Raw genomic sequence first — 21,896 nt, 5'->3', positions numbered from 1 at the left:
ACCCAATCATAATTAGTGGTACATCGTTTCACAAGTGTATTTAGTATGATATTACGAATTACGTCTAGGTATTTTTATACCGCGATTATCTGATTCTAAACCATCCACCACAATTAATAACAGGACATTTTATTAGACATTACGACATTCCATAGGAAAGAGGGCTCCCCATTTAAAGAGCCCCTTTCCTAAAACAATTCCATCTGTTCCACTTCACCTAATCGCTCGATTGATTCTGGTTCATGGTCTTGGAAGTATGCATGATGCAATGATTTTTCCTTCGACATGATCTTTTTAGTCGGATCGTCTGTTGCTCTGAGACGACAGCTATAAATAATTGGGAAGTAATCCTGTAAGAACTTACCTTCTGCATGTGCCGTTAAAGCTATAATTTGGAAGCCCAACTGCTCGGCGATGAAAAATACTGGGCTAAGTACATGTTCACTTGATGCTTTTCCAAAAGGATTGTCTAAAATAACAACTCGGTGCCGCTTCATATTCCCCTCGATATGCTGCTTCTTCTCTGCTACGAAGTTAAGAATCCCCAAGAAAAGTGTCATGTTTTTACTCCATTTTTCCCCACCAGACCAATTATTGCTTTGCTCCCAAGAATAGGATCTTGTTGTTACTTGATTATCATTCGTCACTTTCCGACAGTTAACCTTCATCCCTTCATTATTCATGACAACACGCAATAATTGTTTCGATTGGAGCCATGTCTCGATGTCTTTTCTCACCTTGCCACTGTCATCCATTCCTTGTTCATTCAAATAAATGTCAGATTCGAGCTGTTCTAAAATCCAATCAACATGAGCCCGTATCCGCTGTTTGCCATCTTCCTCCGCCCATTCTGGTACTTTAAATTTAAAAATCTCTTTCCAGTCGTTGCCGATTTTTAATTTTGTTTTTTTCGGGATAATCCGTAATTGTTCCGTTAAGTTTTTTAGGTGATTATGAATATTATTAATGAACGCCTGCATATCCTTGTCATTTTCACTAATATAATTCCGCGCATATTTGTCTGCCTGTTCAATTCGTACCATCATATTATTCTTAAACGAAATGATGTCTTCATATGTTTCCTTTTGCTCCATGCCTTGGATTGCCATATGCTGTAGCTTTCCATCGCTAATATGCCGATTACAGAAATCACGAAAATGCCTTCTTGCATGATCAACATCTTCCATTCCTTTATCGACTGCTAATTTGGTGGATCTTAATAAATTGGTAACTTCCTTTACATAGTCGATTCGTCGGTATGAAAATTCACTGCTTTCACTCTCAGTAAAGACTCTCCCTGTAATCGTTGTACTTTTAAAATGATGTGCTTCTTCAAACAAATTCAAATTATTTGCTGCTTGTTTCATGTCGGTTAGCGCTTTATCAATTCTTGCTTTTTCTTCGTTTAAATAATTTTCACGTTTTGCCAGTTTTACTTTTTCTTCTTTTAATATCCTTGGGATTTCATGTAATGCTTCAGTAAATCGATACAAATCTTCGCCAGTGAACGCTTTAGAAAATTGTTCTTTCAGTGTTCGTTCTCTTGCTAATTGCCCGTCCCGCTTTTCCTTTGCTGCAGCTGTCTCTTTTTCTAATAATTCCTTTTCCTTCTTTAGTTTTTGAATTGCATCTCTTACACTTGCGAGCAAGTGCTCCCCATCTGGAGGAAATTCCAGTTCAAGATCAATTGCAGATGCTTCGGCGACTAAGTTAACGATATCTGTTTTTATTCGGGCTATATTTGACTTTTCATTTTCAATATTTATTAATAGTTCTGCGTTCGACTTTTGCAAATTACGAATGGCAAATTTAAGCTCTACACGTCGATTTAAGATAACGGATTTTTCGTCTTCCATGAACAACGGTAAAACGTTTTTTACTTCGAGATAAAGATCATCCGTTTCGATTCTAGTAAGTTCGAAATCTAAGCCTGTTTTTCGCTCCCTTTTGCTATCCATTTCCTCCTGATAGCGTTCCAATTGATAGCTTGTTTGTCGTGCTTCTTTTTCAAGTTTTTCTAAGTAATCGCCTATTTGGCCGTGCGATTGTAAATGATTGATTAGCTCTTTTTCAATGGTTAAACATTCATTTCCTTTCCCAATTTTTATATCCAACCCATGCATCTCAGCTTGATATGCACGGATATTTTCCTGGATTGCTTCCCGTTCGCTGTTTAACTTTAGCTGTGTATCCATGTTCTTTTTGATTTCTTGTTTGTAGTCTTCGATTTGCTTCCGCAATTGACCGAGCTTCGTAGTGATTGCTTCCCGTCTCTCTTTTGGATAAGTAGCGAAAAATTGTTTAAATGCTTTTATAACCGTTTGTAATTGCCTTTTTTCCGAATCCTTTTTAACCCTATTTTCAATTACAATGTCTGCTTGGCTCTTCACTTCTTCTTTCCAAGTTCTGAACTGTTCCTGGTCTAGAACGTCATACCAATGGCTTGGTGAAACCCATGCACCTTGGACTTCTACTAATCCAATCTGCTTTGCTTCCTCCAGTGATAATACCGTTATAGGAAATTGTAAACTACTAGAAACCTTCTCCAGTTTTTCAATAATCGCCTGTTTGGATTTTTTCGTTGTAACCAGGGTTAAAGGCCATAATCCATATGCTTTATTTTTTTCCTTTTCAACTATGCCAAACCCTTGAAAGTACTCTACACCAGAAACAACATAATCAACTTGATTCTTCCAAGCAATTAGTTGCTGATTCAAAAAAGGATCGCCAAAAAAGCTGTCCTGTTCATCATAATCATCAACAAACCGTCTTGCTAGTCGCTCTTTATACAATAAATCCTCTAGCTCTTTGCCAAGACCAATTTCCATGTCCAATAATTCATCGTAGATCGTTGTTTCCCGTAAATATAAGTCTACAATCGTTCCCCATTTCGGACGGATTTCTGCTAGTTGTACTGCTAGATTACGATGCATTTCTTGTAGTCGTTCTTCCTCGACTACAACCCGATTCAATGCTTGTTCTGACTCGCTCTTCACTGAAAACAGGTTCTCTCTTGCAGCATTCAATTCAGTGATTTCATTTTCTTTTCCTTTATCTAACTGCCTCAAGCGAATCCAATCTTCATCTAAAAACTGGTGCCGTTTTAACCATTTGCTAAATTCTGTTTTAAGGTCTTCCTGTCCTGGGTTCGCTAAGATTTCCTGCTTTAAAGCTGCTACCCGATGTTGCTTGATTTTGATTTCTGCTTCTAGTCCAGCCTTCTCTATATTTCTCTCCGATACTTGTTTGGCTAGTTTTTCATGATGTGCAACTAAACGTGTATGCTCCTCAACAATTGGTCTAAGTTCAATCATTACCTCCTCAATCAATTTCTTTATCCGTTCAACTTCACCTTGAAAATAGCCATGTAATGCACGATTCGCTTCGTTCATCTTTTCCTCATAATCAATTAAATCATCATCCTGCTCACGAGCAAGCATATCGACTTGATAGTCTTTGAGCTGATCCTCATGTTGTTTCAATTCCTTTTTCAAGGAGGCATGCTTTAGAGAGTTGGATTCTTTAATCTGCCCATTAAGAATTTCAAGGTTTTCCTCATGCTTTGCAAGTATCATTTTATAGGTTGATTCCAAATGATTAGACTCATGTTCTTCTAGTAGAATAACATGGGATTCCTTCTTTAATTGGTAGATATGGTTATCCACTTGCCATTGATTGTTGTTTTGCAGGTTTTCTTCCGCTATTTTTTCAGTTGCTAGTCTTTGATTCTGAATAACCATCCATGTCCCTTTCGCATGTGCTTTTGCCTTTTCGTATTCTACTTGAATATTAGAAAACGATCCGAACACCGCGACATACTTTTCCAGCTCTTCCTGAATCCTTAAATTTTCCAGAATGCTTTCTTTTAGCTTCTTATAGGTGCGGAATCCTTCGCGTTGCTTCTCAAACATATCAACAAACATGCCTTGGTCATGCCCCATGATGGAATCCTCTACCGTTGGGATAAGTAGCCTATCATACAAATCCGTCGTTGTTCGACATGCCTCGAAAAACTTATCAATCCCACCTTCATCGCGGTTAATTTTGACAATATTCTCCCATTCGTTGGAAATAATATGATGTTGTTCTTCGAGATGTTCCTTGAAGCCTGTTATCGTTGGAAATGATTGTGCATATAAGGACTTGCTGTTCATTGCACTATAATACTCCATAATTTCACTACGATCTGCTGGACGCTTCTTGCCATTCGTCTCTCGGACAAATGGGATATAATCTAGGGCATCGTGACTATCGCCATCATATTCATAAACATAGCGGAAGGAGTCAAGTCCATCCTTTGTCATAAATAAAGAAACACAAGTTGCCACATATCGACGTGGATTATCATTTTTAATCCATTCAATCCCAATATGGGCTGGAGCGTTTTCAAGCTGTAGGGTTTGTTTTATTTTCCTATCACCAAGATTGGTATGTGGCAAAATAGCCTGGAGTACGGTATGAATGAACACCGTTTTTCCACCACCGTTCTCAAGCAAAATCGCCCCATTATGTCCATCAAATAAAAAGGTTTCATCATTATAGCGCTTATTTCCATCCTCATAAACAACATTCGTTAACCTTATTTTACTAATTGCTGGCATTATGCTTCGTCCCCCTTAAAGCCGTAGATAAATTCGAAAATCCCTTTATTATATTCTGCTTCCATAAAGAATCGCTGAACAATGATCTTTGCCTTTTCTGTAATGGTTATTTCCTCATTTCCAAGCTCTCGAATTAATTGCTGACTTATTAAAAAGCGCTTTACTGTATCGACAAAACTCAGCCTGCTAATTGTATTTCCCGTCTGTTTCTTCGCCGTTTCCTTAATATCATCCATGTCTTCCCATTTATCAATAATAGCACGCCAGTTATAGGAAAACTCCTTCTCATATGCGATTAAATCTTCTTCCTCATGGGATTGCAGAAAATTGACTCGCTCATTGATATGCTTTACCCAATCATCTAAACGGAGAAATTGAATCGTCTGTTCCTCACTATTATAACGATCAAAGAAGCTGCCAAATAACACAATCGTCGCAAAATAGAGAAGGTAAATATCTGTATTCGTTGCGGCCGTTCGTAAATAGCGACGTTTAATCCAATCATTGCTCACATGAAATGGAGAAAGCTTTGTCCGGGGTACGAGGTACATTGCTTCACTTGTATTAATAATGACACAATCGACCGCATTGCTGAACTTTTCCAGAAGTCCTCTAATGTCATCATCTGCCTGATACTCACGGACAGCCTCAACTGGCAAAACGCCATCACGGGCAAGAACCGTATAATATTGAAACGCGCGGATTACTTTAATTTCAGGATAATTCATCGGCGTCCTCCTCCAACCTAATCATCATATTTTGAATGGAATATCGTTCATGGTAATGCAATACTTCTTTCGTTTCTTTAATGACAAGCTGCTTTTCCCCTAGTAAACGTAATGCTTCCCCAAGTAAGGTCTTTTCCTCATCCTCAACTGTTTGCCCGTAAGAAATTGGGGAGCGTTGATGCAGGAGAATCCAAAAACTGTAGAAATAACGCTTCGCGAGCAAGGTGGCATCTTCTTCTTGTAAATATTCCATAAATGCTTGTAACGTAGCACCATTTCCACTTCGATAGGCAACAATAAACAACTGCATGATTAGCAAGTATTTGTCTGCTAACCATTTACGATATGTATGGTCTTCTTCCTGTTGCTTTGCCTCGATAAAGCTTGCGTCTGCCCGTTCCTCCTGTTCCTCTGTAATATTCTGCTCTGCTAAAACTGTCATTGGCGACCAAAACCGATTCTCTTCTACTTTTAGAAACGGATGCAAGATGGCTTTCATCGCCTCTGGTGGCAATGGTTTTGCAAGTATCGTCGAAACGATATCTTTATCAAAATTAAACGACTGAATTCCCGTATAATAGAGCGATTCCTGTGCCGTCGCTAATGCTGTATTTTTCAAGTCCGCTGTTAATTCTAGCAATCTGCTATGGTCATAATGAACCTTCTCTAATTCCTTTGTAATCTGGATAATTAGATGGTACGATTTCTTTTCCTTTTGCCTCGTATCATCGGTATAAAGCACATCACTCGTTTCCGTGATAAACGTCTTTAATGCCTTAAATTCCTCATCTTCTCTTTCTAGCCGCAAATACGTGTCTTCCAGTAATTTTTTATATCTTTCAAATGTCTCCTCGGAAACGATACTGCGCAAGATCTCGAGTTTTACCTTCTCCATTCGCTCCTTTAATGTGTCTACATCGATTTCCATTTCCCGAATTTGCCTTAAAGCCCCCTGGAACTCCCCTTTTTGAATCTGTTGCCGCAGTAGAAGCTGGTTAATCGAAATTTGAAATTCACTATAAAATTCTTTCGTAGCAAAAATAAGCTCCAGTCCATCTTCATCCAATGTATAGTATTGCGTATTCGTCTTTAGATCAAAATCATTATCCTTCAAAATAGAATACTCGATTAATTCCTCTGTGTTTTTTTCCCAATTATAAAAGGAATAGCTTCGCTTCACGCCTGTTGTTGGCCTGAATGTCTGGATAATAGTCCGCGCGAGTGTTTCCGCATCTTCCTCTTCGATAATGTACGTTTCCTTTGATATATTTCTTAAAAATGCTGCGAGATGCTTCACACCTGTTTTATATTCTCTAGAAAGCCTCCGCTCAAAGAAGAATAACAAAGTTAGCATACCAAGACCAAGCATATCAAGCGCCTTTTCTTGTTTATCCACCTTATGTTTCCGACTGAGCTCCACAAGCGGATCCATTAGTGCTAATCTACGGATTCGATCACGATATCCACTTGTTAGCTCTGCAATATTTATCGTGTCCATTCCGCATCCTCCCAAATATGTTGTAGCTCTTTCGTTTTCAGGACCTCCTGTGGATAATAAGCCCCTTTAGAAAGCAGTTCATTAATTTGTATTTGTTGTTCCTCATTAAAAAAGGTCAAGAATTCGTTAAGTGCTGCTTCATTCGGTCGCTGATTGGTTTTACCATATGCCCTTGGTTTGGATAGACATGCATGATAAAACGGATAGGCGGGGATAGCGGTTTGCCGCTTATTTAACGAGTTCCAAATCGTAATCCCCGACTGATCAAGATCACCAAAATAGTAGAAAATATGATTCGCTTCGATTGGATATTGGCTCGTAAAGTTTTCAATACTTTTTACAATCTTATTGCCGCTTCCATAAATGAGGGTAGAAAAATCTGTTTTCATTATGACTGGAAGAAGCCCTTGATAGGTCGTCTTATTTTCGACAATCAAATGGAGCTGGGTTTGCTGATGTATCATTAGCGGATTTATTGCAAACATGAGGGGGTCGGAGACTGGCAGGATACGAAACTGCTCCCAAAGTCCAATTCGATTAAGAATTTCGCTACCTTTCTGCTCCACAATCCACTTCTCATCACGGACTAATTCAAAGCTTCTTTCCGGTGCAGCAGCATCCTCCAATGGAAAACCATTTTTTACGATATATTGATGAATCTTTTCCAAATATGGTAGGTCATGCTTCCACGTTGTTCGATCGAGATTAAAATAAGCATCTAAATTGATCCCATCATGTAATTTTAAGCGATACCGCTGTAATTCCTGATGGTATTCCTTATTTAATTTTCCTTTATTAATTTTATATTGATATGCTAATGAGGGTGTATGATGGTTTCGTCCTTTGGATTTCACCATTTCTAAATAGCCAAGTGATTCCATTTCTAACACTTGGTCAGCAAATGCTGCATAGGTTTTTGTCGTGTTTCCTAGCATACCTTCTATATCAGAAAGGCTAAGATTTCTCTTTTTATAGGATAATAGTTTTTCTTGTAATATAGGATTCAAGGGAGGTCCCTCCTTTAGTACTATTAGTATACTAAAAGATGGTCGAATAATGTAGAGGTAGTATTACAATCTACATAAGTTAAAAGGTAAAGTCGCATGCAAAAGTGGGTCGATTTGCCGTTTTCCACATATAAAGTATAAAGCCATGTATATCAACTCTTTATGGGGCGGTACTCTTTTCTATTTGGAACAATTGATGAAAGATGATTCGGATGAAGCATACATTCTTTGTACACGATTGGAGGTGAGCATTCTGGAATTTTTAGTAGTTACGCTGCGGTTTATTCTTGTGACTAATATTACATTTTTCTCTGATAATCTTAATGTTGTAATCGTTAAGTCCTAAATAAATGACACATTCTAGCCATTCTTTTTCAAAAGCATAACATCCGCTCTTGTCTCTAACAATTCATTTGATAGAATCGTAAGCTTCGTATCGACTTTTTGGATATCTTCTTTTAATTCGACTCTTATTTCTTGCATTTCTTGTCTTATTTCGATTTTCATTTCTTGCATCTCTTGTTTTAATTCATCTTTCATTTCCTGCATTTGTACTCCTAGATTTGCAACCTCCTTATTCGTCCGGTTTAAACTATCTCCAAGCTCTCTTATTGCTAGCAGAATCTGATTCGTAGTTTCCTTCTCCATGAAAAACCCTCCTTTTTAATATGATAATAATATTCTAACATGGAAGCGATGGTTAAACAATATGTCGAATTATTATCCACAGTAACTTCTTTCGACAAAATTTTGGGAGTGGCAGGCACCCCCTTTTATCGTACCGTTATCTTTCCATTATCTGTTGTCAGTTTGATTAAATTATCACCATTTCCAATTACCGTATCATAATCAGATTTCCCAAAGATAGAAATCTTTCCATTATCTACATGAATATCAAAGGTAGCGTTTGTTGGTTCCTTCTCTGTTTGAATCTCGATTGCACCATTATCTGTTTCCAACGTAATCGGCCGGTCAAGCGAATCCGTTCGTAGTGAAATACGACCATTATTTGATGTACCGTTTATTTCGCCATCAATATTTTCTAATGAAACATCGCCATTATCCACCTCGGCGTTGAGCAACGTACATTTAATCTCATTTAGTGCAATTTGTCCATTATCTGCTTCAATTTTCACGACATCTGCTTCCATTTCACTAGCGAATATTTTTCCATTGTCTGTAACGACCTCCACATTTTCATATGGCTTTTCTGGTAATAATACTTTAAGTGATGCTGATGACCTATTAAAGAGACCAAATGAAAACCAGCGAAATCGTTTATTCTTTACTTCAATATGCAGTGTATCCCCTTCCACATTAGTGACAAGCCTATATTTATTATTTTCATTCCCCATTAATTCAATCTCAGTTGAATTGCCATTTGTCGGAAGAATTTCAATTTCTACATTTTCTGTCTCTACATCAACATGTGAAAAATCATCGTTAATGGTTACTTTATCATCCCCTCTGCCATTTGCCCCAAGCGGTATAAAATTTATGATTACAATTACAACAGCAACCGCTATTAATACTCCGATAAGTAATCCCTTCTTCATTACAAACATCTACCCTTTCTAATTTCCGTTTTTGTAAAATCATTCCTTAATTCAAGCTTTTAGAAAATAACCATTTATTTTACCTTTACTTTAATAATTAAAGTATACGCTATGGTTAAGTTTAACATCATGACCTTAAAATGTAACTTTCATTAAGACTTAAGTCTTATGCTATGTTAGCTATAAGGGAAATAAGCTGACAGAAATCAAAATTATATCTTGTATATTCAATCAAATCGGTGCTGTATCATATAATTAAAAATATACTTCATTACCTCCAACAAGAGTATTAGCAATTGAAAAAGAAAGGAGATAAAAAACATGCCACACACTCGATTTCCATGGGATCACTGCGGCTCAACTTCATCTTTGTTACAACCTGGTTCCGCAAAACAGGCAGGTATGATGAAGGAACCGTTATTGCAAATTGATGCAATGATAGAAAAAAGGATTGCGGATGGAATAATACCTGGTGCTGTCACATTCGTAGCAAGATGTGGCCACATTGTCCAACATGAGGCATATGGACATGCATGCTTATATGAAGCTGAAACGAGAACAATGGGAGCGCAACCAATTCTCATGAAAAAAGATACGATTTTTGATCTTGCTTCCATTAGTAAAATTTTCACCACAACTGCTGCAATGAGGCTTTATGAGGATGGATTTCTTCACCTTGATGATCCCGTTATTAATTACATACCAGAGTTTGCTGGTAATGGAAAAGAAAACATCACAATTAAGCAGCTTATGACTCACACATCTGGATTTACTTCATGGGTACCACTATACAACGTTGCGGGTAATAGAGAGGAACGCTTGGGATATGTATTTAACTACCCTCTTGCGAATGCACCAGGATCCACTTACACATACAGTGATTTAAATATGATAATATTAGGCGCGATGATTGAAAAAATTTCTGGACGACGACTTGATGAGTATATCTCCGAAAAAATTACCATTCCTTTAAATATGGACGACACAATGTATCATCCACATGCATCACTTAGGCATCGAATTGCAGCAACAGAATATCAGCAAGAAACAAATAGAGGCCTCATATGGGGTCAGGTTCATGATGAAAATGCATGGGTTTTAGATGGTGTAGCAGGCCATGCAGGGGTATTTTCCACCGCCAATGATTTAGCCAAGTTTGCCCAAATGATGTTAAATGATGGAAAGTATGGCGGTAAAAGAATATTAACATCAGAAACGATCCAGCTTTTAGTGGACAATCAAGTTCCCGAATTTCCCGGGAATGACCACGGACTAGGCTGGGAGCTATCACAGGGCTGGTATATGGATGCCTTATCCGAACCCTCAACAATTGGGCATACCGGATTCACTGGAACATCCCTTGTGATTAATCGTAACAACGATACCATCGCAATTTTATTAACGAATCGGGTACATCCATCACGTGATACAGTATCAATAAATCCATTACGACGAGAATTTGCAAGACAAGTGGCTGGTGCGATTCCAGTAAGAATGCCAGCAGAAAATAAGGGTGCATGGTTTTCTGGATATGGGGATCAGTTAAACCGGGTACTAATCCTTGAAGCGACAATAGAAAATGAAGCAATGCTTTCATATAACACATGGTATCAAATAGAGCAAGATAAGGATTGTGGAATTATCGAGATCTCAAGTGGTGGGGATAATTGGAAGCAAGTTAGCAATAAAATCACCGGAAATAGTGGCGATTTTCAATCAAAAACAATCTCCATCCCAGCTGGGACAACCCATATCCGCTTTCGATATCATACCGATGGAGCAATCAACGGGCATGGCTGGTATGTAACGAATATTAAACTGACTGACATCGCAAATCAGTCATTGCCATTCAATCTAGTAAGTACAGAATGGCAGAAAAGAAATCATTGAAATGCTCCCCTCTCCTTATTCAACGCAAATTAAAGGAGAGGGATTTTTACATTTAAATACAATGCTCCTTCCACCCTAGCCTTTAATCGCACCCTCCGTCATTCCCTCCGCAATCCGCTTCTGGAAGATAGCATAAAGAATAATAACAGGAACAATTGCGATTACAAGACTTGCAAACAATGTACCCCATGCATTTGTATATTGTGCTTCACTACTAATGAAATCAATTGCGAGTGCTAGTGTATAGTTCTCACTGCTTTGTAAAAAGATTAATGCCATAAAATATTCATTCCAAAACTGGATGGCATTCATAATCGTAACTGTAATAATTCCCGACATACTAAGTGGAGTGATTACCTTCCACAATACACCATAAGGGGAAAGCCCATCGATGGCTGCCGCTTCTTCTAATGACTTAGGTATCGTACTTATAAAGCTGGTTAACACGAAAATCGTAAATGGTAACTGACTAACAGCGTAAACGATTGCTAACCCAAAAATATTATCGAGTAAATGTAAATCACTTAATAAGAAAAATAACGGAATCCAACCTAATACCATTGGAATCATCATTGCTGAAACGTATAACGTAAATAAATACTTGCTACCGCGAAAGTTCACCCGCTCAATCGCATATGCCGTTGGAATAGCAAGCATCAATGTTAGGACAGCACCAACGATTGTAACAATGAAACTATTCCATACACTGGATCCAATATTAAAGTTTGTCCATGCATCAATATAATTTTGCCAATTTAATGTTTCTGGAAAGCCCCACGGATTCCGATAAATTTCTGCGTTTGATTTAAATGATCCAAGAAACATCCAGAAAATAGGATATAGTACCGCTATTGTCCAGAGGATTAATGGTATTCGAATTCCGCCTCGTCCAAGAATCTGACCAACACTTTGCTTCACGATTATTCATCCCTTTCAAACTTCACTCATATGATTAATAATCCACTTTTTCTCTGCGCATGAAGAATTGCAAAATTAGCACGGTGAGTAATGAAAGTACTAAAATCATCACACCAATCGTTGCTCCATATCCAAAATTGAACTGAACGAATGCTTGTTGGTAAAGGTAGGAACCCATTACATGTGTCGCATTATTTGGTCCCCCACCTGTCATCACTTGAACAATAACGAAGGAGCCATTTAATGTCGTTATGACAATATATAGAATTGCAATCTTTATTTGTGGCCATAGAAGTGGAACGGTCACCCTCCAGAATTGCTGCCACTGTGTCGCACCATCAATTTCAGCTGCTTCATAATAGCTTTTATCAATATTTGAAATACCGCCGATTAGCATTAGCATAAATAAACCAATCCCAGCCCAAACAGATGGTAATACTAAACTAGGGAGTGCCCATGTTTCATCGCCAAGCCATGGTTTCGCTAACGATTCTAATCCAATAAATTCCAGACCAGAATTAACTAAACCAATACTTGGGTTATAAATGAATGTCCACAAGATCCCGATTACGACAACCGACATGATATTCGGAAAGAAAAATACTACCCGGTAAAATGGCGCCTCTTTGATTTTTAATTGTGTAAGGGCGACCGCAAAAAACATCGCCAACACCATTATTCCAATAACTTTTGTTACAACAAGAAAATAATCATGAATAATTGTATTCGGGATGATTGCATCATGAAATAGCTTTATGTAATTGCCAAATCCAATAAACGTTTTATTACTCGATGATCCTGACCAATCAAAAAAGGAATAATACAAACCACTAAATAACGGGTATAACGTAAAAATCGCAAATAAAATAAACGTAGGGACTAAACAAAATGCTAGAAACAAATATTTTTGCTTTTTAGATTGAACCATTTCATCACTCTTTTCTATGGCAGATAAAGACTAGATAAGAGAAAACGCGCCATTACTAAAATGAAATAATTGGTATGGAACGCATGGGAAGCACCGTCACATTCCACACCAATTTCATTTACTTAAAGTCCGCTACGATATTCAGCAGCAGCTTTTTCAGCTTCCTCGACAAACTTTTCTGCTGTCATATTTCCCAGCATTAGTGACATTAAAGCATTTCCGAGAGGTGTCTCTAAATCTGCACTCATTGGGTATGGCTTCTCATAGATTTGTACTTGTTCCGGATCGTTAATCATCGCATTTGCCTCGGTTAAATAACTAGGAACCTTTTCATTTTCTGTTAAATCAACGCCATTAATATTCATAATCGCTCCTGTATGTTCAGAGAATGACATCGCGTATTCCCGTGTAAAAGCAAATGCAACAAATGCCTTAGCTGCTTCCGGATTTTTTGCATTTTCCGCAATTGCTAATGGACGTAAATCCGGAACGATTGCAAACGGTTCACCTGCATCCTGCATTGGGGATGGAATAAATCCAAAATCAAATCCTTCTGGAATATCATTTGCCATTTCATTTGGTAACCAGAAGCCAACAGGTACGAAGGCATTCTTGTGCAATAAGAAATTCATTTGTGATTGTGTATGATTTAATGCACCTAACCCAGAATCAAATAATCCTGCCTTTTGAATTTTCTCCACCTTTTTCATCGTTTCTAATACAATATCACTACTCCAAGCTCCTTCTGCACCACTGATAAGATCGCCAAGCAATTCTTCTCCGCCTGCCGCTGCAAATGCGGGATAAAGCATGCCACGCATGAAATAGTATGGATGCTGCCCACTTGTTACTAATGGATCAATGCCTTCCTCTTCTTTAATCTTTTCCATTGAACTCATGAAACTATCGAAATCTGTTGGTACTTCATAGCCTTTCTCGTTAAATAAAGCTCTGTCATACCATGTTCCCCATGTATCAAACACTAATGGTAGCGAATAAATATCACCATCATAGGATGCTGGGGCAACAATGAAACTATCGATTAGTTTATCGCCACCATCAAGCTCAATCTCCTTTACCCAATCTGTTAAATTCATCAATTGCCCATCTTCGACCATCTGTGTCTCACTTGAACCTGCTCCATCAATGTATACAACATCTGGCGGATTATTTGATACCCAACGTGATCGCATCTCTTCATTAATATTTGGACCTGCATGCTCGATAATATTTACATTTGGATTTGCTTCTTTAAAATCAGCAATCACTTCTTTCCACCAAGAATCTCCATATCCCCCTACAAAATATTGAATTTCGAGATCCCCTGAAATTCCTCCATCAGTCCCATCACTTGTTGAATCACTCGGTTTCTCTGCCCCATCACTTGTTGAATCTGGATCCGTATTTCCATCATCTGAAGAACACGCTGAAATAAATATTGCAAACGCTAACAACAAGGCGAATAGTAACCAACCTCGTCCCTTTTGTAATTGTTTCAACTAATTCATCCCCCTCTATTTATCCTTCATTATGTGAAAGACATTAATAGCGACTTGCTACTAATGGAATTTCTAAACTTCCATTCCTATGAAAAATGATCAATTGCTTTTCTTACATAGCCATCCGACTGAGCGATTGCTTCTTCCGCTTCTTGAAGTGTGACATTTTTTTCGAGCATTACAATCGCTGGTTTTACTTTATAATTTGTCTGAATCAATACCTTTTCAGCCTCATCATACGTCGCTTTTGTCACTTCGCTCACTGTCCGCTTTGCTCTTTCTCGCAATTTAAAGTTATTCGCATGGAGGTCTACCATTAGATTCTCATAAACCTTTCCTAATTTCACCATTGTTATTGTACTTATCATGTTTAATATCATTTTATGCGCAGTAGCCGCTTTCATTCTTGTAGAGCCTGTTAATACCTCCGGACCTACAACAACCTCTATCGCACAATCTGCAACATTACGAATCAATGAATCTTGATTAGATGATAATGATATGGTATATGCCCCAATGTCTTGTGCATACTTGAGGGCACCTATTGGATATGGCGTCCGACCACTTGCGGTAATTCCGATAACGACATCCTGCTTTGTTAGCTTTCTTGCCCTTAAATCCACTTCTCCTTGCTGTTCACTATCTTCAGATCCTTCCGCCGCATTAAAAAATGCATCCATTCCTCCTGCCATTACAGTTTGCACCATTCCTTTAGGTGTCATAAATGTTGGTGGACATTCCGATGCATCAATTACCCCTAGCCTACCACTAGTTCCAGCACCTACATAAAATAGTCTGCCACCACCGGCTAGTGCTGGAACAATATGATTTACCGCAATGTCAATCTTCGGTAATACCTTTTCTACTGCAAAAGCGACTTTTTTATCTTCTTCATTAATTGTATGTAACATCTCTGCTGTAGACATTTGATCCAGGTCCATACTATTCTTGTTTCTCTGCTCTGTGGTAAGTCTGGATAATTCCATTTGCATGTAATCTCCTCTGTACTCAGATTAATAAGTAAATTTTCATAATTTTACCCCATTATATAACACTGAACTAAATTGTCAATATATATTATAAATTTAGTAATATTATTTCATTCCTCCATTTCATCACAGGTTTCTTTAATTCCAATCTTTAATAAACGAGATAGCTTCTCTTGTAGCATCCAAATGTTTTACCGTTTTCTCATATTCTACAGAGGCGAGCGACATAAATAGTATGTCAATGATATGTAATTGAGCGATTCGCGAAGATGTTGCGCCACTTCGAATTGTCGCTTCCTTTGCAGTGGAAGTATATAATTGAATATCGGAAAAATTTGCAACCGCTGAATTTCCATATTTCGTAATACTAATCGTTGTCGTTTGCTTTGATTTTGCAAGCTCCATTAATTTTGCTACTTCTTCCGTATTACCAGAAAAGGAAATACCGACAACGACATCCCCTTCACCTTTGTTCGCAACAGATGTTGCAGCCATATGCACATCGGAAAACGAAAATGCATTCTTATTAATTCGTGAAAATTTCTGTTCCGCATCTTTTGCCGCAATATTAGAGGCACCTACACCAAAGAATATAATCGAGCTTGCAGTTGATAGCGCTCTTACAGCCCTTTCAAGTGCTTCGATGTTCATCATATCTGCCGTTTCCTTTAGCGTTTGAATCGTATTCGATGTCACCTTATGAATAATATTATTAAATTCTTCATTTGGCTCGATATCCCGGTATTCATTGATAGCTCCCTCCTGTAAGTCACCAGCAATGCGGATTTTCAATTCCTGTAATCCACTAAACCCTAATGATTTACAAAGACGAATAACGGCGGCACTACTCGTTTTGCTCTTTTCTCCTAGCATTAACGCTGTTAAAAGAATCGCTTCCTCTGGGTTTTGCAAAATATATTCGGCTATTTTTCTCTCAGATGGTGGTAAACGATTTATCATTGCCTTCAAAATCACAAGCCCACCTTTAATGTGCGACATCACTTCAACCTCTTCCTTAAATTAAATCGTATTAATTATGTTGTTAATCATTACTTGAGACGGCTTTTTCCCCTGGCTTAAATAAGCACCGATTAACGATCCACCAACAGGAGGCATTTTTGGCAATATTACGGATAAATCTAACTGCAACTCCTGTAGTCTCTTCCCTATTTGTTTCGGTAGGATTTCTTGTTCGCTGAATGCACCTCCACATAAAACGACTTCCACTTTTTCATTTGCTTGAAAATGTTTCTGATAAAGTGTTGCAATATTAGCGGATAATTCCTTTGCTACCTTCATCATTATTCTGGCCGCAATTGAATCCTTTTGTTTATATGCATCGAGCACGATCTTTGCAAAAGCTGCAATATCATTTTTAGGTGTTGTCGATGCATAGATTTTTTTCATCAATTCCTGTGGATTACTCACATGATAAAAGGCGAATAGATTGGTAAGCAGAATTGTTGCATCCCCTCTGCCATCGTAGAATTTTAAGGCTTCCACAATACCCCGCCTACCGATATCGTATCCACTACCATCATCACCAAGTAAATATCCCCAGCCACCAACACGACTATTTTGTAATTCGGAGTTAATTCCATAGGTGATGCTCCCAGTTCCTGAGATTTGGACAATGCCTGGTTTCCCGTATGTACCGGAATAAAGGGCATTAACAGGATCTGGCTCAACATGGATATCCGTAGTTTTTGTTACGAAACCAGCAATTACGTCAATAATTCGACGTCGATTCGTTTCATTTCCAACTCCAGCAATTCCTGCAAAAATTTGAATATACTCGCACCCTATATTTTCTGTTTGGCTTTTTAATGAAAGAAAAAGCTCCTGGAATGTATTCTTTAGTACTTTATTGGATACTGCGTTCGGATTCGTTGCCCCTACCGTCACTTTTGCAATAACTTCTCCTTTTTCGTTAGCAAGTGCTGCGCTTGTTTTTGTTCCACCACCATCAATACCAAGGACATATTCCATTCTTTCTCCCCTCAGTTTCCTTTAGTATATTCGTATATTTATAGATTATATAATTTTATGTCAATAAACAATACTTTTGCCGAAATAATATTTTATAATTATATTTAATCTGAATAATATGTAATCTGTCTGCTTTTCGTAGGTAAGAAAGTTCTTATCCTTCCTTACCTACGAAAAATGCAGATTAGAAAGCATCACACCTTCTTATCTGCAAAAATAGTTTATATTCGGGTCTATACAAAATGCTTTCATTTTTAAAAGTATTACTTAACAATTTGTTGATTACTATTAATTAGAAGTGATAACTTTTCAGCAAGCTGTTCACATTTCTTAATTTCTTCCGGGCTTGGCTCCAAATCGACGACTAGCTTCTCTGGGACCATAACGGCACCTAACTTCTCAAAGCGTTCATACATCAAATCAAGCGCAGTACCATATTCGTCATAAAAGGAATCCGCAGAGCCGAAGACAGCAAATGGCTTTCTTTTAATATTTACACCATCAAGTTCATCATAAAAACCCTCGACTTCAAACGGTAATTCCCCGCCAACCCAGGTGTAAACGCCAAATAATACGCCATCATAGTTTTCAAGTTCTTTGACTTCTATATCATCATATATCAAACATCTTCACATCTACGTCATGATTATTTTTCTCTAAATGATTTACCATCGCCTTAGCCATCAACTCCGTATTTCCAGTCGCACTGGCATAAAGCATTAAGATTTTGCTCATATTCGTCCCTCCATGAGAGTTATTTATCTAGATCCATTATACTGATAATGAGAATCATTTTCAAATAAATTAATTTTCAATGTAACAGGTCTTAAAAGAAACAATTGACTGTCACTGAAAGGCTTAGTTGCACTTATATAGGAACAAAAGCTTAAAGCTAGTTTGGGCTGTGTACGGACTGCCCCCCACAGGACGTGGGGTGGCTCGACGTTGCTACAGGAAATAGCGACCTTAGTCGAACTTCTCCTTGCCTTTTGAGACAATGCAAACTCTTTGGGAGCGTAAGCGGTAAACTTAGATTACGGAGGTGAGGGCAGTCTCGCTACAGCTTTAGCGCTGGAGCTGGACGTGGCTATTCTCAGTATTTAAGTTATCTACTGCATTAAAATTATATAGTGTCCTAGATAGTATCGTTAGCGATGCAACGCAAATTATTTTAATTGATACACTCTTGCCTCATACGGTTTAAACGTCATCACCCTATCAGATGCCACTAAACGGACTTCATAATTTGCTAGCCACAACTCCCCTAACTTAACGTCTTCTGGCAGTTCTATCTTAGCTTCGACAGCAAATAGATTCGTCAATACCAGCACTTTTTCATCTCCAAGGGTCCGTGTGTATGCATATACCTGATTATGATCCTCTAGAATGAGCTCATAGCTACCATAGATTAGTACCGGATTTTCTTTTCTCAGCTTTATTAACAGTTTATAATAATAATAGATTGAATCTGAATATTCCATCGCCTTGGCTACATTTACTTCTTGATAATTTGGATTCACCTTAAGCCATGGGTCTCCATCAGAAAATCCTGCATTCTTCATATCATTCCACTGCATTGGTGTCCGTGAATTATCTCGGCCGGTGTTCCAAATTATTTCCATTATCTCTTCAACCGGCGTTCCAGCTGCGAGTTCATTGTGGTATAGATTTTTTGCATCGACATCATCATAGTCATTGATCGACGGATAATGCACATTCGTCATGCCGATTTCTTGTCCTTGATAAATAAATGGTGTTCCTTGCATGAGGAAGTACATCGTCGCCAAACATTTTGCAGATTCATTTAAATATTGTTCACTATTTCCCCAGCTTGAGACAGAACGCGGCTGATCATGGTTTTCCAGGAATAATGCATTCCAGCCCACACCATCTAGCCCTTTCTGCCACTTGGTCAGCGTCTTTTTCAAGGCGTGGATATCGAGTCCTGTATCTGTATCCTTGCCCCATAAATCCAAATGTTCAAACTGAAAAATCATATTGAATTTGCCCTTAACTTCGCCAACCCACTCATCTGCATCTTCAATCTTCACGCCATTTGCTTCACCAACCGTCATAATATCGTAATTCGCAAATGTTTTTTTCTTTAATTCTTCTAGAAAAATATGAATGCCATCCTGATTCATATGTCCTGCAAACGATGGTACATATTTCTTTTTCTTTGGATTTGGCAGATTCGGAAATCCTGGACGCTTTTTAATATGAGAAATTGCATCAACACGAAAGCCATCAATTCCCTTATCCAGCCACCAGTTCACCATATTGTATAACTCATTTCTTACGTTGGGATTTTCCCAATTGAGGTCTGGCTGTTTACTTGAGAATACATGAAGGAAATATTCTTTCGTTGCGTTATCATGCTTCCATGCGGAACCACCGAAGATCGATTCCCAGTTATTCGGTTCTACACCCTTTTTCCCCTGATGCCAAATATAATAATCACGATAGGCATTGTTTTTCGATTTCCTTGACTCGATAAACCATGGATGCTCATCGGATGTATGATTAATCACAAGATCCATAATTAATTTCATCCCACGCTGATGAACTTCAGTTAGTAACTGATCAAAATCAGCCATCGTTCCGAATTCAGCCATAATCTCCTGATAATTACTAATATCATAGCCATTATCATCATTTGGTGATTGATAAATTGGTGACATCCAGATTACATCAATGCCTAAATTTTGCAAGTAATCAAGTTTAGAAATGACCCCTTGAATATCACCAATTCCATCCCCATTCGAATCCATAAAACTTCGTGGATAAACCTGATACGCAACCGCTTCTTTCCACCATATCTTCATGGAAAATCCCCCTTTATTCTTTGGTTTGATTGGTTAATGTTAAATAGAGTAGATACAAAGCCGCAAAAGACAAGAAGGAGAAAAGTGAATTCATAATAGCTAATGTACAAAATCAGTGCTCTACTTAAAATTCTCCTTAAAATAATACAGAAAGGATTATATCAGACCTTTATTATCTTTTTTTTGCCCATTCCCTAGTCAATGCAAACATTACTAATGTTGCAGAAAAAAAAAACGTACTGGCAGAAGGAGAAGCAAAAACGTTAGCAGCATCATATTCATAATTTGTTTAGTAAACAAAATATTTACGATAAGAAAAATGATCTGTAAGTTAAAGAAGTGCCAAAACATATTACTGACAGCCAAACGCATCAGACACTTACTTACCGCCAATCTAGCAATCAGTACCAGTATTGATAAAACAGTTAGCCCCTTCAATTTATAGTCTAAAGGAAGGGGCATTATTTATTATTTAGTCATAGTTACGCCCACCAAATATCATCAAGCGATTCTTCAATATTTACTGCCTTCAAATTCCTGACTGCTGCTCTAAATCCTTCATCAATCGACATGATTGGGTCTTCATGTTCAATGCTGATTACGTAATCATATCCATAAGTCCGCAATGCACTCACAATATTCGACCACTCCTGAATACTATGTCCGTAACCAACCGAACGGAAACTCCATGCACGGGTCTGTACATTTGAATACGGCTGCATATCTGTTAAACCATACATATTAACATTATCCTGGTCAATGTATGTATCTTTTGCATGGAAATGATGGATTGCATTTTCTTTACCAAGAATTTTAATTGCTGCAACTGGATCAATCCCCTGCCACCATAAATGACTTGGATCGAGGTTCGCACCGATTGCATCATTTGTTGCCTCACGCAATTTAAGCATCGTATATGGCGTATGAACAAGGAACCCTGCATGCAGTTCAAGACCAACCTTCACACCGTGGTCCTTCGCAAATTGTCCCTGCTCTTTCCAATATGGAATCAATTTTTTCTCCCATTGCCATTCTAGAATATCCGAATACTCTGTTGGCCATGGTGTGACAGGCCAGTTTGGCAGTTTGGAATCTTCATTGGAACCAGGTACACCTGAGAATGTATTAACGACAGGTACATTCAATAATTCTGCTAATCTCACAGTTTTAATAAACGTATCATGTGATTTCTCCGCATGTGCCTTATCCGGTGATATGGGATTATCATGGCAGCTAAATGCACTAATGGTTAATCCACGCGATTCCACTTTTTCTAAAAATGCTTTGCGCTTGTCTTCGCTTTCAAGCAATTCATCGACATTACAATGCGCCGTTCCAGGATTTCCACCAGTACCGATTTCTACTGCTTGTAGTCCTGCATCCTTTACATAATCTAGCATTTCTTCTAATGGTTTTCCTGAAAACAATACTGTAAATACGCCGAGTTTCATATGATCTCCTCCATCTA

17 protein-coding genes are annotated in these 21,896 nt (G+C 38.1%); 1 reads left to right on the top strand and 16 read right to left on the bottom strand.

Features of this window, described 5'->3' with window-relative positions:
- Positions 1–188: 188 nt before the first annotated feature.
- The 6 genes from CWR48_RS15410 to CWR48_RS15385 form a co-directional block, all read right to left on the bottom strand.
- On the bottom strand, positions 189–4,601 hold the full coding sequence (locus tag CWR48_RS15410) for a coiled-coil domain-containing protein (protein WP_115774212.1): 4,413 nt from the start codon (positions 4,599–4,601) through the stop codon (positions 189–191).
- On the bottom strand, positions 4,601–5,329 hold the full coding sequence (locus CWR48_RS15405) for a DUF6063 family protein (protein WP_115774211.1): 729 nt from the start codon (positions 5,327–5,329) through the stop codon (positions 4,601–4,603). The genes CWR48_RS15410 and CWR48_RS15405 overlap by 1 nt, the downstream gene beginning before the upstream one ends.
- Positions 5,316–6,827, bottom strand: a complete 1,512-nt coding sequence (locus CWR48_RS15400) for a replicative DNA helicase (RefSeq protein ID WP_115774210.1) — start codon at positions 6,825–6,827, stop codon at positions 5,316–5,318. The genes CWR48_RS15405 and CWR48_RS15400 overlap by 14 nt, the downstream gene beginning before the upstream one ends.
- The gene (locus tag CWR48_RS15395) at positions 6,815–7,834 is read right to left on the bottom strand and encodes a Wadjet anti-phage system protein JetD domain-containing protein (protein WP_245976833.1); all 1,020 of its coding nucleotides are present in this window, start codon (positions 7,832–7,834) and stop codon (positions 6,815–6,817) included. Before CWR48_RS15395 ends, CWR48_RS15400 begins: the two co-directional genes overlap by 13 nt.
- Positions 7,835–8,194: 360 nt before the next feature.
- Positions 8,195–8,482, bottom strand: coding sequence for a hypothetical protein (locus tag CWR48_RS15390; protein WP_115774209.1), 288 nt, complete (start codon positions 8,480–8,482; stop codon positions 8,195–8,197).
- Between the two features lie 125 nt (positions 8,483–8,607).
- Positions 8,608–9,390 carry a DUF4097 family beta strand repeat-containing protein gene (locus CWR48_RS15385; protein WP_170140778.1) on the bottom strand — a complete coding sequence of 261 codons (783 nt, stop codon included), beginning with the start codon at positions 9,388–9,390 and terminating at the stop codon, positions 8,608–8,610.
- Between the two features lie 321 nt (positions 9,391–9,711).
- On the opposite strand from CWR48_RS15385, the gene CWR48_RS15380 reads away from it, so the two are divergent.
- Positions 9,712–11,280 (top strand): serine hydrolase domain-containing protein, encoded by a 1,569-nt coding sequence (locus CWR48_RS15380; protein ID WP_115774207.1) that lies wholly within the window; start codon positions 9,712–9,714, stop codon positions 11,278–11,280.
- 75 nt (positions 11,281–11,355) lie between these two features.
- Here the strand turns inward: CWR48_RS15380 and CWR48_RS15375 are convergent, their stop codons facing one another.
- The 10 genes from CWR48_RS15375 to CWR48_RS15330 all read right to left on the bottom strand — a co-directional run bounded on the left by CWR48_RS15375 (position 11,356) and on the right by CWR48_RS15330 (position 21,879).
- Positions 11,356–12,198: a carbohydrate ABC transporter permease gene (locus CWR48_RS15375; RefSeq protein ID WP_115774206.1), complete on the bottom strand. Its 843-nt coding sequence runs from the start codon at positions 12,196–12,198 to the stop codon at positions 11,356–11,358.
- 34 nt (positions 12,199–12,232) lie between these two features.
- Positions 12,233–13,126 carry a carbohydrate ABC transporter permease gene (locus CWR48_RS15370; RefSeq protein ID WP_115774205.1) on the bottom strand — a complete coding sequence of 298 codons (894 nt, stop codon included), beginning with the start codon at positions 13,124–13,126 and terminating at the stop codon, positions 12,233–12,235.
- Between the two features lie 122 nt (positions 13,127–13,248).
- Positions 13,249–14,625, bottom strand: a complete 1,377-nt coding sequence (locus CWR48_RS15365) for an ABC transporter substrate-binding protein (RefSeq protein ID WP_115774204.1) — start codon at positions 14,623–14,625, stop codon at positions 13,249–13,251.
- Between the two features lie 86 nt (positions 14,626–14,711).
- The gene (gene murQ, locus CWR48_RS15360) at positions 14,712–15,611 is read right to left on the bottom strand and encodes an N-acetylmuramic acid 6-phosphate etherase (protein ID WP_115774289.1); all 900 of its coding nucleotides are present in this window, start codon (positions 15,609–15,611) and stop codon (positions 14,712–14,714) included.
- A 141-nt stretch (positions 15,612–15,752) separates the two neighbouring features.
- Entirely contained in the window at positions 15,753–16,613 is an 861-nt protein-coding gene (locus CWR48_RS15355) for a MurR/RpiR family transcriptional regulator (RefSeq protein WP_115774203.1), read from the bottom strand.
- 21 nt (positions 16,614–16,634) lie between these two features.
- The gene (locus tag CWR48_RS15350) at positions 16,635–17,603 is read right to left on the bottom strand and encodes an N-acetylglucosamine kinase (RefSeq protein ID WP_115774202.1); all 969 of its coding nucleotides are present in this window, start codon (positions 17,601–17,603) and stop codon (positions 16,635–16,637) included.
- Positions 17,604–17,866: 263 nt separating this feature from the next.
- The gene (locus tag CWR48_RS15345) at positions 17,867–18,226 is read right to left on the bottom strand and encodes a flavodoxin domain-containing protein (RefSeq protein WP_115774201.1); all 360 of its coding nucleotides are present in this window, start codon (positions 18,224–18,226) and stop codon (positions 17,867–17,869) included.
- Positions 18,216–18,338 (bottom strand): NADPH-dependent FMN reductase family protein, encoded by a 123-nt coding sequence (locus CWR48_RS21030; RefSeq protein ID WP_281270294.1) that lies wholly within the window; start codon positions 18,336–18,338, stop codon positions 18,216–18,218. The genes CWR48_RS15345 and CWR48_RS21030 overlap by 11 nt, the downstream gene beginning before the upstream one ends.
- 431 nt (positions 18,339–18,769) lie before the next feature.
- Positions 18,770–20,428: a glycoside hydrolase family 13 protein gene (locus tag CWR48_RS15340; RefSeq protein WP_115774200.1), complete on the bottom strand. Its 1,659-nt coding sequence runs from the start codon at positions 20,426–20,428 to the stop codon at positions 18,770–18,772.
- Between the two features lie 482 nt (positions 20,429–20,910).
- The gene (locus CWR48_RS15330) at positions 20,911–21,879 is read right to left on the bottom strand and encodes a sugar phosphate isomerase/epimerase family protein (RefSeq protein ID WP_115774198.1); all 969 of its coding nucleotides are present in this window, start codon (positions 21,877–21,879) and stop codon (positions 20,911–20,913) included.
- Positions 21,880–21,896 lie beyond the last annotated feature (17 nt).

It is taken from the genome of Oceanobacillus arenosus, assembly GCF_003369575.1.
Taxonomy (GTDB): Bacteria; Bacillota; Bacilli; order Bacillales; family Amphibacillaceae; genus Oceanobacillus; species Oceanobacillus arenosus.
This window is presented reverse-complemented; position numbering and strand designations above follow the sequence as displayed.

Bases quoted from the DNA above. Each gene is read 5' to 3' on its own strand.
- CWR48_RS15410 (WP_115774212.1), bottom strand. From the start codon at position 4,601: ATGCCAGCAATTAGTAAAATAAGGTTAACGAATGTTGTTTATGAGGAT.
- CWR48_RS15380 (WP_115774207.1), top strand. From the start codon at position 9,712: ATGCCACACACTCGATTTCCATGGGATCACTGCGGCTCAACTTCATCT.
- CWR48_RS15390 (WP_115774209.1), bottom strand. From the start codon at position 8,482: ATGGAGAAGGAAACTACGAATCAGATTCTGCTAGCAATAAGAGAGCTT.
- CWR48_RS15405 (WP_115774211.1), bottom strand. From the start codon at position 5,329: ATGAATTATCCTGAAATTAAAGTAATCCGCGCGTTTCAATATTATACG.
- CWR48_RS15370 (WP_115774205.1), bottom strand. From the start codon at position 13,126: ATGGTTCAATCTAAAAAGCAAAAATATTTGTTTCTAGCATTTTGTTTA.
- CWR48_RS21030 (WP_281270294.1), bottom strand. From the start codon at position 18,338: ATGAGCAAAATCTTAATGCTTTATGCCAGTGCGACTGGAAATACGGAG.
- CWR48_RS15355 (WP_115774203.1), bottom strand. From the start codon at position 16,613: ATGTCGCACATTAAAGGTGGGCTTGTGATTTTGAAGGCAATGATAAAT.
- CWR48_RS15340 (WP_115774200.1), bottom strand. From the start codon at position 20,428: ATGAAGATATGGTGGAAAGAAGCGGTTGCGTATCAGGTTTATCCACGA.
- CWR48_RS15400 (WP_115774210.1), bottom strand. From the start codon at position 6,827: ATGGACACGATAAATATTGCAGAGCTAACAAGTGGATATCGTGATCGA.
- CWR48_RS15350 (WP_115774202.1), bottom strand. From the start codon at position 17,603: ATGGAATATGTCCTTGGTATTGATGGTGGTGGAACAAAAACAAGCGCA.
- CWR48_RS15385 (WP_170140778.1), bottom strand. From the start codon at position 9,390: ATGAAGAAGGGATTACTTATCGGAGTATTAATAGCGGTTGCTGTTGTA.
- CWR48_RS15330 (WP_115774198.1), bottom strand. From the start codon at position 21,879: ATGAAACTCGGCGTATTTACAGTATTGTTTTCAGGAAAACCATTAGAA.
- murQ (WP_115774289.1), bottom strand. From the start codon at position 15,611: ATGGAATTATCCAGACTTACCACAGAGCAGAGAAACAAGAATAGTATG.